This is a genomic window from Comamonas koreensis (genome assembly GCF_021026195.1).
Lineage (GTDB): Bacteria > Pseudomonadota > Gammaproteobacteria > Burkholderiales > Burkholderiaceae_C > Comamonas > Comamonas koreensis.
In genome coordinates, this window is record NZ_JAJNCT010000030.1 from 55,895 (window position 1) to 68,987 (window position 13,093).

General features: G+C 63.5%; 12 protein-coding genes. 2 read left to right on the forward strand and 10 right to left on the reverse strand.

Annotated elements, in window-relative coordinates:
• Positions 1 to 47 precede the first annotated feature (47 nt).
• The 6 genes from LPW39_RS20875 to def all read right to left on the reverse strand — a co-directional run bounded on the left by LPW39_RS20875 (position 48) and on the right by def (position 4,613).
• Entirely contained in the window at positions 48 to 1,241 is a 1,194-nt protein-coding gene (locus LPW39_RS20875; protein WP_230779662.1) for a phosphoglycerate kinase, read from the reverse strand.
• Between the two features lie 127 nt (positions 1,242 to 1,368).
• Entirely contained in the window at positions 1,369 to 1,713 is a 345-nt protein-coding gene (locus tag LPW39_RS20880; RefSeq protein WP_230779665.1) for an AzlD domain-containing protein, read from the reverse strand.
• Positions 1,710 to 2,534 (reverse strand): AzlC family ABC transporter permease, encoded by an 825-nt coding sequence (locus LPW39_RS20885; RefSeq protein ID WP_133856333.1) that lies wholly within the window; start codon positions 2,532 to 2,534, stop codon positions 1,710 to 1,712. The genes LPW39_RS20880 and LPW39_RS20885 overlap by 4 nt, the downstream gene beginning before the upstream one ends.
• Positions 2,531 to 3,514, reverse strand: coding sequence for a methionyl-tRNA formyltransferase (gene fmt, locus LPW39_RS20890; protein ID WP_230779668.1), 984 nt, complete (start codon positions 3,512 to 3,514; stop codon positions 2,531 to 2,533). Before fmt ends, LPW39_RS20885 begins: the two co-directional genes overlap by 4 nt.
• 51 nt (positions 3,515 to 3,565) lie before the next feature.
• Positions 3,566 to 4,036, reverse strand: a complete 471-nt coding sequence (locus tag LPW39_RS20895) for a hypothetical protein (RefSeq protein WP_230779670.1) — start codon at positions 4,034 to 4,036, stop codon at positions 3,566 to 3,568.
• Between the two features lie 55 nt (positions 4,037 to 4,091).
• On the reverse strand, positions 4,092 to 4,613 hold the full coding sequence (def, locus tag LPW39_RS20900; protein WP_230779672.1) for a peptide deformylase: 522 nt from the start codon (positions 4,611 to 4,613) through the stop codon (positions 4,092 to 4,094).
• A gap of 171 nt (positions 4,614 to 4,784) precedes the next feature.
• On the opposite strand from def, the gene LPW39_RS20905 reads away from it, so the two are divergent.
• Positions 4,785 to 6,008, forward strand: a complete 1,224-nt coding sequence (locus tag LPW39_RS20905) for a LysM peptidoglycan-binding domain-containing protein (protein ID WP_230779675.1) — start codon at positions 4,785 to 4,787, stop codon at positions 6,006 to 6,008.
• A gap of 30 nt (positions 6,009 to 6,038) precedes the next feature.
• Complete coding sequence (dprA, locus tag LPW39_RS20910; protein WP_230779691.1) at positions 6,039 to 7,217, forward strand: DNA-processing protein DprA; 1,179 nt, start codon at positions 6,039 to 6,041, stop codon at positions 7,215 to 7,217.
• A gap of 13 nt (positions 7,218 to 7,230) precedes the next feature.
• Here the strand turns inward: dprA and LPW39_RS20915 are convergent, their stop codons facing one another.
• The 4 genes from LPW39_RS20915 to yajC form a co-directional block, all read right to left on the reverse strand.
• On the reverse strand, positions 7,231 to 9,603 hold the full coding sequence (locus tag LPW39_RS20915) for a DUF1631 family protein (RefSeq protein WP_230779694.1): 2,373 nt from the start codon (positions 9,601 to 9,603) through the stop codon (positions 7,231 to 7,233).
• 28 nt (positions 9,604 to 9,631) lie between these two features.
• Positions 9,632 to 10,582 (reverse strand): protein translocase subunit SecF, encoded by a 951-nt coding sequence (gene secF / locus LPW39_RS20920; RefSeq protein ID WP_230779697.1) that lies wholly within the window; start codon positions 10,580 to 10,582, stop codon positions 9,632 to 9,634.
• 11 nt (positions 10,583 to 10,593) lie between these two features.
• Positions 10,594 to 12,486 carry a protein translocase subunit SecD gene (gene secD / locus LPW39_RS20925; RefSeq protein WP_230779700.1) on the reverse strand — a complete coding sequence of 631 codons (1,893 nt, stop codon included), beginning with the start codon at positions 12,484 to 12,486 and terminating at the stop codon, positions 10,594 to 10,596.
• A 70-nt stretch (positions 12,487 to 12,556) separates the two neighbouring features.
• A complete protein-coding gene (gene yajC, locus LPW39_RS20930; protein WP_021026469.1) occupies positions 12,557 to 12,889 on the reverse strand; it encodes a preprotein translocase subunit YajC in 333 nt (110 codons plus the stop codon).
• Positions 12,890 to 13,093 lie beyond the last annotated feature (204 nt).

Sequence of the window (13,093 nt, forward strand, 5' to 3'; positions counted from 1 at the left end):
TTGTTTTTGCTCACACTTTGGAACGAGCCCTTATCGGCTGAAATTGCTTAGCCCGCCGCGCGTTTTTGCAGAATCTCGAAGGCTGGCAAGGTCTTGCCTTCCAATACCTCCAAGAAAGCACCACCGCCGGTTGAGATATAACCAATCTTGTCTTCGATACCGTACTTGGCAATAGCGGCCAAGGTGTCGCCACCGCCAGCAATGCTGAACGCAGGCGACTGGGCAATGGCCTGCGCCAAGGTTTCGGTGCCGTGCGCAAACGCATCGAATTCGAACACGCCCACCGGGCCGTTCCAGACGATGGTGCCGGCCTTCTTGAGCTGCTCGGCCAGGCGGGCGGCCGTCTCGGGGCCAATATCCAGGATCAGGTCATCATCGGCCACCTCGGTGGCCGGCTTGATGGTGGCCTTGGCATCAGCGGCAAAGGTTTTGGCGACGACCACATCGGTCGGAATCGGCACATCGGCACCACGTGCGGCCATCGCATCGATCACCGCCTTGGCATCGCCGACCAGATCGGGCTCGGCCAGCGACTTGCCGATGTTCAGGCCCGCAGCCAGCATGAAGGTGTTGGCGATGCCGCCGCCGACGATCAGCTGGTCCACCTTGCTGGACAGCGACTGCAGGATGGTCAGCTTGGTCGACACCTTGGAGCCCGCGACGATGGCCACCAGCGGACGCGCTGGCGCCGCCAGGGCCTTGGTGATGGCATCGATCTCGGCCGACAGCAGCGGGCCGGCGCAGGCGATCTTGGCGTACTCGGCGATGCCGTAGGTCGTGCCTTCGGCGCGGTGGGCCGTGCCAAAGGCGTCGTTCACATAGATGTCGCAGAGCTGGGCCAGCTTTTGCGCCAGCGCAGGCAGGTTTTTCTTCTCGCCGACATTGGTGCGGCAGTTCTCCAGCATCACGACCTGGCCGGGTGCCACATGGACGCCATCGACCCAGTCGGCAATCAGCGGCACTTCGCGGCCCAGAAGCTGGGCCAGGCGCTGGGCGACGGGGGCGAGCGAGTCCTCGGGCTTGAAGGCGCCTTCGGTGGGGCGGCCCAGGTGGCTGGTCACCATCACGGCGGCGCCGGCCTTCAGCGCCATCTCGATCGCGGGGACCGAGGCACGCACGCGCGTGTCTTCGGTGATCTCGCCCGCGTCATTGAGCGGCACATTCAGATCGGAGCGGATGAAAACGCGTTGGCCTTGCACCTTGCCTTGGGCACACAGGTCGGAGAAACGAAGGATGTTCATGGGAATGGCTACCAAAGAGTCTAGAAACTGGGGCACAGGCCTAACGAGCGGCCGAGCATGGCCGCCATTGTAGAGGCCTGCCCGGCCGCTCCCAAGCTGCCAGTCGCGCCCGCGTCTGTCTGAACAATTACCAGCCCAAGCCGATGTGCAAAGGCAGGTACACCGCCATGCCCACCACAATCGTGCCCAGGATGCCGCGCTTTTTGAAGTAATAAAGGGTCGCGCAGATCACCGCCGGAATGCGGGCGTCGAGCAAGGTCTTGGTCAGCTCGCCCTTGACCATCAGGAGCTCGGGCGCAATAACGGCCATCAAGGCCGCCAGCGGTGCGTATTTGAGGCCGCGCTTGAGCCAGTCGGGCAACGGCAGCTCGTTCTTCGGGATCATGAAGAACGCACGGGTGACCACGGTGATGATGGTCAGACCCACAATGGCGGTCAGCTGGTACAGCAGATCCCAGTCGTCCTGGCTCATCGCACATGCTCCTCACGCACGGGCACGGCCGTGGTGCCATCGTCGGGCTGCTCGGGCCCAGGAGAAGGCAGCGGCTTGTTCTTGGCCACGACCACGATCTTGGGCTTGCGGCCGCGCTGGTCCACCGCCTCGACCAGAAGGCCGATGGTGACGGCGCAGGCAATCGCCACCAGGATGTTGAGCTTGAGCGGAATGCCGTAGGCCGCAATCGCCGCCGTCGCGGCCACCAGCGCCGCCACCTTGGTGGCGCGGTCGATCAGCATCGAGTACAGCACACCCAACAGCGCCAGCACGCCGGCAAAGCCCAGGCCCCACTCCAGCGGCACCACATTGGCCAGCAAGATGCCGGCAATCGAGAAGCCCTGCCAGGTAATGAAGTTGAGCGACGAGGCGCCCCAGAAGTAGTACACCTGCTGGGGCTTGGCCACCGGCGCGGTGTAGCGGCGCATGAAGGCGACAAAGATCACATCACCGCTGAAGTAACCAATGCACAGCCGGTGCCACAGCGGCAGGTGCGCAAAATAGCTGCGCCACATGCTCGACAGAATGACAAAGCGCAGGTTCACGCAGGCGGCGGTGAACCAGACCACCCACATCGGCGAGCCCATGGCCATCAGCGGCAGCACCGCCAGCTGGGCGCTGCCGGCATAGACCACCAGGGACATGAAGATGGCCATAGGGGCAGAGATACCCGCCTTGACCATGGCCACGCCGGTCACCAGCGCCCAGGCCGCAATGCCCACGGCCGTTCCCGACATGTCGACCACGCCGGCACGGAAACTGGGGTGGTCGATGGCGCGGCGCCGGTGGTGCAGGCTCATGGAGCCGCCACAGACTGCCTGTCGTCACCCAGAACCTGGCCGGGTTGCAGCGCATGGCCGCGCAGAAAATCTGCCGCCTGCAAGCGCTTGCCACCGGGCCGCTGCAGCTCGCTGATGCGCAAGGCAGCTTCGCCGCAGGCCACCACAATGCCCTGGCCATCGGCCGCCAGCACCTGGCCGGGGACAGCATCGGCGGGCGAATGTCGCTCGGGCTGCGCTGCCCAAATCTTGACCACCTCATCACCGACGCGGGTCGAGGCAGCTGGGAAGGGGTTGAAGGCGCGCACGCGGCGGTCGATCTGCTCGGCGCTCAGCGCCCAGTCAATCGCGCTTTCGGCCTTTTCGATCTTGTGCGCATAGGTGATGCCTTCTGCCGGCTGCGGCTCGCGCTGCAAACGGCCCTCGGCGCTCAAGGCCAGTGCCTGCACCAGCATGCGGCCGCCCAGCGCTGCCAGCTTGTCGTGCAGGCTGGCGGTGGTGTCCTGGACGGCAATGTCCAGCGCTTCCACCAGGCACATATCGCCGGTATCCAGGCCCGCATCCATCTGCATGATGGTGACGCCGGTCTGAGTGTCGCCGGCTTCGATGGCACGGTGGATAGGCGCGGCACCGCGCCAGCGTGGCAGCAGGCTGGCGTGGATGTTGAGGCAGCCCTTGGCGGGCAAATCCAGCACCCATTGCGGCAGGATCAGGCCATAGGCCGCCACCACCATCACATCGGGTTGGGCGGCGATCAACGCCGCACGTGCGGCAGCCGCTTCTTCGGGGTATTTGCCATCCAGACGCAGGCTGAGCGGCTGGCTGACGGCAATGCCGTGCGCCAGCGCGCATTGCTTGACGGGGGAGGCTTGCAGCTTCATGCCACGGCCGGCGGGCCGGTCGGGCTGGGTCAGCACCAGCGGCACTTCGTGACCGGCGGCCAGCAACTGCTCCAAGGCCACACGGGCAAATTCCGGCGTGCCGGCAAAAACTACTTTCATGTCTTTTGAGGATAGGGGGCAAGCTGCGATCAGGGGCGCGCAGCGGGGGCGTCAGTCTCGCTGGCGGGGCTCGGGCAAAGGTTCATCGATGAACATCAGCTTTTGAACCACACCTTGCGGATCGACATGCACATGCGCGAATCGCTTGATGCCATTGTCCCAGAATCGGTAGGTCCAGACCTGTCCCTTGAAGCTCCAGACCGAGGTGATTTCCATCGGCGGGCCAAAATCCTGCAGCAGCTGCTGCTGCCTGAACTGGCCCAGTGGGATCGCGCCAAAGTTCCCGGCCGTCAGCACCTGGGTGGTTGTCTGCAACTGGCCATCGGCACCAAATTGCAGTTGGTAGGCCTCGCGCCCCATCGGCTGGGTGGTGTAAAGCCAGCGCTCACCTCCGCCATCGAGCTTTTTGACGGTATTGGCAGGCCCCAGTTTGCCCAGCACTTCCTGCTGCGGGGTGCCGGGCTTGAACTGGGTGGGATAGGCGCAGCCAGCCAGGGCTGCGCACAGTACGAACAGCGCCATCGCGCCCCACGCGCGGCCAGGCAGCCAGCTCCGTGAAGATCGCGTCGTGCCCATATCAGCCCTTGGCGTCGGCCAGTTCGCGCTTTTGTTGCTTGACCAGCTTGGACTTGATGCGGTTGCGCTTGAGCGGCGACAGGTATTCGACAAACACCTTGCCCAGCAGGTGGTCCATTTCATGCTGGATGCAGATGGCCAGCAGGCCTTCGGCATCGATCTCGCGGCTGTTGCCGTTCTCGTCGAGGGCCTTGATCTTGACCTCCACCGAGCGCTCCACGCCGTCATAAATGCCGGGCACGGACAGGCAGCCTTCATCGCCCACCTGCTTTTCATCGCTGGCCCAGATGATTTCCGGGTTGATGATAGCCATGGGCTCGTTGCGCTCTTCGGAGACATCGATCACCACCACGCGCTCGTGCACGTCGATCTGCGTGGCTGCCAGGCCGATACCGCTGGCGTCGTACATGGTGGCCAGCATGTCCTGGACCAGGGTACGGATGCGGTCATCGACCACGGCCACGGGATTGGCGACTTTGTGCAGACGGGGATCGGGGTAGCAGAGAATCGGGAGGATAGACATAGTTTTCGCTCTTGAATGTCGTTATTTTCGCCACTTTTGCGCTTCAGTGCCCATATGGCTTGCAATAATCATTGATCGATCAAGGGCTTGGCCCGAGAATCAGAGGCAATTACAAACATTGACAGCAGGCCCACTGTGGCCTGACAGCGACTGAGAGGGAGTCACCCGGCCATGCGAGCATCCACCACGCCCCTGTTCCACCAGCTGCGCAGCAGCGCCGTTGCAGTCGCCTGCATGGCCTGCGCAGGCATGAGTGCCTGGGCCGCCACCCCGGCTGCGCAGCTGCCGGTCACCGCGCAGCAGCGCAGCACCGCCCAGCAAGTGGCGGCGCAGGGCATCCCCGAGGCCGAGCTGGCCGCCAATGCACCCGATACCTATGTCGTCAAGCGTGGCGACACGCTCTGGGACATCTCCCGCGTCTACCTGCAGCAGCCCTGGCGCTGGCCCGCGCTGTGGGGCATGAACCTGCAGTCCATCGCCAACCCCCATCTGATCTACCCCGGCCAGACCTTGTACCTGGAGCGCCGCAATGGCATGGCGCGCCTGGTCACTTCGCGCTCGGGGGAGGACGAGGTCATCCGCATCTCCCCGCGCGTGCGCAGCGAAAGCCTGTCGGGCACCGCCCTGCCTGCCGTCAACCAGCGCCTGATCGAGGCCTTCCTAGTCGAACCCGAGGTGCTGGCCGCTGGCGAGAGCGAAAAAGCCCCGCGCCTGGTCGGCGCCTCGCAGGAGCGCGCGCTGCTGTCGCCCGGCGACCGCGTCTATGGCCGCTCGGCCGACCAGTCGCTGGAAATGGGCCAGGAGCGCCAGTACTACCGCGTGTTCCGCAATGCCGTGCCCATGGTCGACCCCGAAACCAATGCTGTACTGGGCTATGAAGCCCAGTACCTGGGCAAGGTGCAGCTGATGGCGGGCGAACGCCAAGAGACGACCCTGGACGTCAAGGGCAATGCCCACACCGATCCGGTGCCGGCATCGCTGGACATTACCTCGGTGAAGGAAGAAATCCGCATCGGCGACAAGCTGCTGCCGATGCCACGCGTCAATGTCACCAGCTATGTGCCGCATGCGCCCGATGAGCACCTGCAAGGCAGCGTCCTGTCCATCTATGGCAGCAACAGCGTGGCCTATGCATCACGCAACAATGTGATCGCCATCAACCGCGGCCAGGCCGACGGCGTTGAATTGGGCCATGTCTTCCGCCTGATGACACGCGGCGCGCGCATCAAGGACAAGACCGACAGTGACCAGACCGTCATCAAGCTGCCCAACGAGGCCAATGGCCTGGCCATGGTCTTCCGCACTTTCGACAAGGTGTCCTACGCGCTGATTCTGGAAGCCAAGGAAGGCGTGAAGGTCGGCGACTCCCTGATCTCGCCCGACTACCGCCCCTGACAGGTTGGACCGGGAAAGCGGCTCTTGCCCATGACTGAACAAGAGCTGCATGACTGGTTACGCTTGAGCGCCACGCCCGGCCTGGGCAATACCGCCATCCGGCGCTTGCTGACGCGCTTTGGCTTGCCGGCTGAGGTGCTGGCCCAGACCCGCGCAGAACTGGAGAGCTGTATCACCCCCGCGCAGGCCCAGGCGCTGCACACGCCCAGCCCCGAGCTGCTGGCGCTGCAGACAGCGACCTGGACCTGGCTGAGCACGGCTCCCGCCCCCTTGCAACGGCATGTGCTCACGCTGGGCGATGCGGACTACCCCCCTTCCCTGCTTGAAACCGCCGACCCGCCGGTGCTGCTCTACATCACCGGCCACAGCCGCTGGTTTGGCGCGCAAGGCCTGGCATGGCCGCGCAAGGCGCTGGCGATGGTCGGCAGCCGCAACCCCACACCGCAGGGCGTGCAGAATGCACGTGCTTTTGCGCAGACCCTCGTGCGCCAGGGCATCACCGTCATCTCCGGCATGGCGCTGGGCATCGATGCCGCCGCCCATGCCGGTGCGCTGGAAGCCGCAACCGGCCAGCAGCCCGCCACCATTGCCGTGATCGGCACCGGCATCGACCGGGTCTACCCCCGCGCCAACCACCCGTTGGCCGGGCAGATTGCCGAGCAGGGCTGGATCGTCAGCGAATACCACCTGGGCACACCCCCACTGGCGCAGAACTTTCCCAAACGCAACCGCCTGATCGCCGGCCTGGCCAGCGGCACCTTGGTGGTCGAGGCCGCTACCGCCTCCGGCTCCCTGGTCACCGCCCGCCTCGCCAGCGAACAGGGGCGCGAGGTTTTCGCGATCCCCGGCTCCATCCATGCGCCGCAAAGCAAGGGCTGCCATGCGCTGATCCGCCAGGGTGCCAAGCTGGTGGAATCGGTGGAAGATATTCTGGAAGAACTGACGGCGTTGGGTATGGCAACCACACCCACACCCACACCCACAGAATCCAAGCCCAAGGATGCGCGTGGCGCAGCGGCAATCAGTGCCAGCACAGAAGACCAGGGCTTGCTGCAAGCCTTGGGATTTGATCCGGTGGATCTGGACAGCCTGTGCAGCCGTACCGGCATCGATATCGCCAGTCTGCAGATTCAGCTGCTGGAGCTGGAGCTCAAAGGCCAGGTAGCGCGCCTGCCAGGCGGCTTGTTTCAGCGCCTGGCGGCAGGCTAGGCCCCGCTGCCGGTTACTGCAGCAGCCGCTCGGGGTTGGCCTCGATCTTGGCCAGCGCATCGCGCGCAGCGCGGGCGGTGATGCCTTCGGCATCGCGCGGCAGCAGCAGGCCGGCCTGCAGGTAGTGGCCCATGCGCCGCATCTGGAAGAGGAAGCAGGAGCCGCTCAGCGCCGCAAACAGCTGCAGCTGCTTGTGCTGGCTGTGCCAGACGTACTGCACCTGCAGCGGGCTGGCATTGTGGTCCAGCATGAACCAGTTGCCCAGCGACAGGTTCTTCGCCCACTCCAGCACCTCGGGCTGCACCAGCGCGCCATCGTCGGCAATCACCTGGATGCTGCTGGTGTCGATGCCCAGCATCAGCTCGATGCTCTCGGCGCTGAGCGGGTATTCCTCGGTCACCACCTCGTCGAGCGCGTCTTCCAGATGGGCCAGGCGCTCTGCCAGCGCAATAATGCGCTCCTGCGGAATCTCATTAGTCTTGGCCAGGAAGGCCTCGGCCACGATATCCATCAGGCTCTTGATCATCTCGTCCTGGCGCTCGCCGACGATGTTCGACAAGGTCAGTCCCTGGCGCAGCACGGTTTGCAACAAAGGCAGCTGGCGGATCACCTTGGCGCGCTCTTCCTTGCTGGGCTTGGCCGATGCCGACCAGACCAGGTCCAGCGCGGCTTTCTTGAATTTTTGCGTGTTCTCGTGCTCGGCGCCAAAGCGGATGGCCGACATCGCCAGCACATCGGACCACTGCTTGAACAGGAACTCCCGCACATCGCTGTCTACTGGCATCTCCAGCAGCATGTCGCGCAGCTGGATGGTGTACTGGATGGCCAGCGTTTCCTTTTGTTCGATCTGCTGGGCCAGGCTGACCAGCTCGCGCGCGGTCGCGGTCTGGCCGGTCAGGTTCTTTTCCAGGAACTTCTGGAATTCCTTGAGCACCAGCTGGAACACGCGGCTGCCGGTATCCGGGTACTGTTCGATCACCTGCACGACCCGCTTGACCTCGGCCTCCAAGGTCGTGCCATTGAGCGCGGCAGCCTCAAAGCCCAGCACGCAGGCACCCATGCGGTCGATCAGTTGGCGAGCTGGGTGTTCTGTGTCGTTGAAGAAGGCCGGCTCGGCCAGCGCCACGCGCAGCACGGGCACCTGCAGGCGCGCAAACCAGATACGGATACCTGCGGGAATGCGGTCTTCGTTCAGGATGCTCTGGAACATCAAGGCGATGATCTCGATGATCGCCTTTTCCTCGTCGGACGAGGCCACGCTCTTGAGTGCCGAGGACTGCTGGCGCACGGCCAGCGCCACCGGTGCCACCACCTGGACAGCGTCAAAATCGTCATCCGCCGGCGCGGTATGGAACCAGGCCGACTGGATCGCGGTTGGCGGCGATACCAGCGCATGCTGCAGCGCTGGCGAGATCACATAGCCACCGGCTGCGCTCAATGATGCGCGCACGGAAGTCTGTCCGCCATTGGATCGGCCGCCGCCCACGTTTTGCAAAAAGCCACGCAACTGTGCCAGCACGCCCTGGTTCTTTTGGCGCGCTGCACCCATGGCCATCAAACCAGGGGCCGGTACTCCGCCTGCGGGCACCAGTCCCGAAGGCATGCTGGCGGCCCCCGAAGCTGTGCCTGCAGCGGCTGATGCGGCCGCAACCTGGCCAGCCGCCATGCCGCCCATCTGCTGAGCGGCAGCAGCAGCCGGCGCATGGCGTTCGCCTTCGGTGCGTTTGATGCGGTAGCTGCGCAGCTCGTCTTCGCTCGCCGCGCCTTGTTCGTCATAGAAGCGCCGCACGGCCGTGTAGCCGCTGATACCCAGGGGCGCCAGCGCTTCGAGCATCGGCGTCCAGAGCAGGTCCAGGGTCTTGCGGCTGAGGCCGGCGGCTTCCCAGCCCTCGATAAGGCGCAGACACCAGGTCTCGGGACGCAGCGCATCAGCGGGGCCCAGTTCCTGGTCTTCCAGAAACTGGGTGACGCGGCGCACGCTGTCCAGCTCCAGCGCGACCAGCTCCAGCAGCTGGGCTGCCAGACGCGATGCGATGATGCGGCCTTCGATGGCCTCATTGCTGACCAGCTCCAAGCTGGTCAAGGTAGGGGGCGCTGCCACCGGCTCGGAGGCCGGCTCGCCGGCCAGCAGGCTTTGGCGCAGCAGCTTGTTGGCGCTGTCCAGCCAGGCTTGCTGGTGGTTGTCAAACTCGGCAATGGCGGTCGACAGCGCTACATGGGAGCGGGCGGGATCGGTGCTGGGCCGCGCCATGATCTGGAGCAGCTCGGCGCGCAGGCGCGCCGCCACCCCGGGCAGACCCGCGCACAAGCCACCGACAAACCTCAGCCGTGCTTCACGGGCGAGTTTTTTTTGCCAGGTGCGATGGTGCGAAGGTGCAACAGCCACAGAAATCCCATCCCTTTATCGGTCTTGCTTATACCGTAGCCCCGGCATTGGGGTCGTTCGGGTCCAGGTCCTTCTGGCTGACCTTGACCAAGTCTTCCCGCTTGACACCCAGCCACATGGCGATGGCCGCTGCCACGAACACCGAGGAGTAGATACCAAAAAGAATACCAATGGTCAGCGCCAACGCAAAGTAATGCAAGCTGGCACCGCCAAAAAGAAACATCGACAGCACCATCGCCTCGGTCGAGGCGTGGGTGATGATGGTACGGCTCATCGTCGAGGTGATGGCGTGGTCAATCACCTCGGGCGTGCTGAGCTTGCGGAACTTGCGGAATGCCTCGCGGATCCGGTCAAAAATCACCACCGATTCGTTGACTGAATACCCCAGCACCGCCAGCACACCGGCGAGCACCGCCAGCGAGAACTCCCACTGGAAGAAGGCGAAAAAGCCCAGGATGATCACCACGTCATGCAAGTTGGCCACGGCCGCAGCCACACCGAACTTCCACTCAAAGCGCATGGCCAGGTAGATCACGATGCCCAGCACCACAGCGCCCAGCGCCATCAGGCCGCCGTGCACCAGCTCCTCACCCACAGAGGGGCCCACGAACTCGCTGCGCAGCAAGGTCACGCCAGGGTCGGCCGCCTTGAGCGCGCCCATGACCTTCTCACCCTGCTGATCCGTGGTCACGCCTTTTTCGATAGGCAGGCGAATCATCACGCGGTCGGCGCTGCCCACGTTCTGCACCAGGATGTCCTGGTAGCCGAGCGAGGCGACCTGTTCGCGGATCTTGCCCACGTCAGCGGGCTGCTCGTAGGCCACCTGCATGACGGTACCGCCGGTGAACTCCACCGACAGGTGCAGGCCACGGGTGGTCAGGAAGAACACCGCCAGCACGAAAGTGATGACCGAAATCGCGTTGAGCACCAACGCGTATTTCATGAAAGGGATGTCTTTTTTGATACGGAAGAATTCCATGGTCTTCCTCCTTAACGTTTAGCAGATGCCACGGAGCGTACGTCTTCGCCCTCGGGCTTCCAGACCTGGCCGATCGACACGCTCTTGAGCTTCTTGCGGCGGCCATACCAGAGGTTGACCAGGCCACGCGAGAAGAACACGGCCGAGAACATGCTGGTCAGAATGCCGATGCAGTGCACCACGGCAAAGCCGCGCACCGGGCCGGAGCCAAAGGCCAGCAGCGCCAGGCCCACGATCAGGGTGGTGACGTTGGAGTCCAGAATCGTGTGCCAGGCATGTTCATAACCGGCATGGATGGCCGCCTGCGGCGACGCACCGGCGCGCAGTTCTTCGCGCACCCGTTCATTGATCAGCACGTTCGAGTCAATGGCCACACCAATGGCCAGCGCCATGGCGGCAATGCCCGGCAGGGTCAACGTAGCCTGCAGCATCGACAGAATCGCCAGCAGCAGCAGGACGTTCACGCCCAGCGCAATGGTCGAGACCACACCAAAGACCATGTAGTAGATGCACATGAAGACGGCGATCGCGATGAAACCACCCACGATGCTCTTGATACCGGCTTCCACGTTCTCTTTACCCATGCTGGGGCCGATCGTGTATTCCTCGATGATTTCCATCGGCGCGGCCAGCGAGCCGGCGCGCAGCAGCAGCGATGTGTCGCTGGCTTCCTTGGTGCTCATGCTGCCCGAGATCTGCACGCGGCCGCCACCGATTTCGGAGCGGATCACCGGTGCGGTCACCACTTGGCCCTTGCCCTTTTCAAACAGCAGGATGGCCATGCGCTTGCCAATGTTCTCGCTCGTGACTTGCTTGAAGATGTTCGCGCCCTTGCCATCCAGGGTCAGGTTGACGGTCGCCTCATGGGTCTGGCTGTCAAAGCCGGGCTGGGCGTCGTTCAGGTTCTCGCCGGTCAGGATGACCTGCTTTTTCACGACGATGGACTGGCCATGCGGGTCGCTGTATTTTTCAGAGCCAAATGGCACGGGGCCCGCGCCCATTTCGGCGGCACGCGCGTCCGAGCTGTCGTCGACCATGCGCACTTCCAAAGTAGCGGTACGGCCCAGAATGTCCTTGGCCTGTGCCGGATCCTGCACACCGGGCAGCTGCACCACGATGCGGTCGGAGCCTTGCTGCTGGATCACCGGCTCGGCAACGCCCAGCTCATTGATACGGTTGTGCAAGGTGGTGATGTTCTGCTTGAGCGCTTGCTCTTGCACGCTGCGCAGCGATTCAGGCTTGATGTTGGCACGCACCAGATAGGCGCCGCCCGTGCTGACCACATTGGCCTGCAGGTCAGGCATGGTGTCCACAATCAGGTTGCGCACCGTCGTGGCCGTGGCCTCGTCTTGCAGACGCACTTCCAGCGACTGGCCTTCGCGGTTCACACCACCATGGCGAATCTTCTTGTCGCGCAGCGCCAGACGCACATCGCTGGTCAGCGCTTCGGTGCGCTTGGTCAGCGCCGCCTGCATGTCCACCTGCAAGGTGAAGTGCACGCCACCACGCAAGTCCAGACCCAGGTACATGGGCTTGGCATGCAGGGCAGTGAGCCAGGCGGGCGAGCGGGAGATCAGGTTCAGCGCCACCACATAGGAGGGGTCGTTGCTGTCAGGGATCAGTGCGCGCTCAAGCACGCCCTTGGCCTTGAGTTGCTCGTCTTCCTTGTCGAAGCGGGCGCGGATCGAGCCGTTTTCCAGCGCGATACTCAGCGGCTTGACGTCGGCATCGGCCAGCACCGATTCCACACGCTGCTGCAACGCAGAATCCACAGTGACAGTCGCCTTGACCGAGGCCACCTGGACAGCAGGCGCCTCACCAAAAAAGTTGGGCAGGGTGTATACAACCCCTACCAGAAGCGCGATCACAATGATCGCGTACTTCCAGACCGGATAACGGTTCATGATCGCGCTCTTACCTTACGCAAAATAGAAGGCGCAGCCATGCTGCGCCAATTGCTGTTTCAACGATGGATTACTTCAGCGTACCCTTGGGCAGCACCTGCACCACAGCACCACGCTGCAGTTGCACGACGACGCCTTGGGCCAACTCTACTTGCAGGAACTGTTCGTCCAGACCCACCACGCGGCCCACCAGGCCACCATTGGTTGCCACTTCGTCGCCCTTGACCAGCGCGTCGATCATGGCACGGGCTTCCTTTTGGCGCTTCATCTGAGGACGGATCATCAGGAAATACAGCACCACAAACATCAGCACCAAAGGCAGCATGCTGGTGAGGGTGGAGGTCATGCCGCCGGAGGCAGCAGCAGCCGGTGCGGTCTGGGCAAAAGCAGAAGAGATAAACAAATGAAGCTCCCAACGTGGATGCAGGCCTTGCCTAGTTGACCAAAACCAAGGCCCAAAGAGAAGCATTGTATGCGTGCCCCTCTGCGAACACCCAGGCAATACCTTGGATGCCTCTGGTTTTTCCGGTTGTTTTCATGGAATTAAGCAGCTTTCATGCCAGTGCATTGGTAGAAGCCACTATGGCGAATGCGGCTGCTTAGGTGG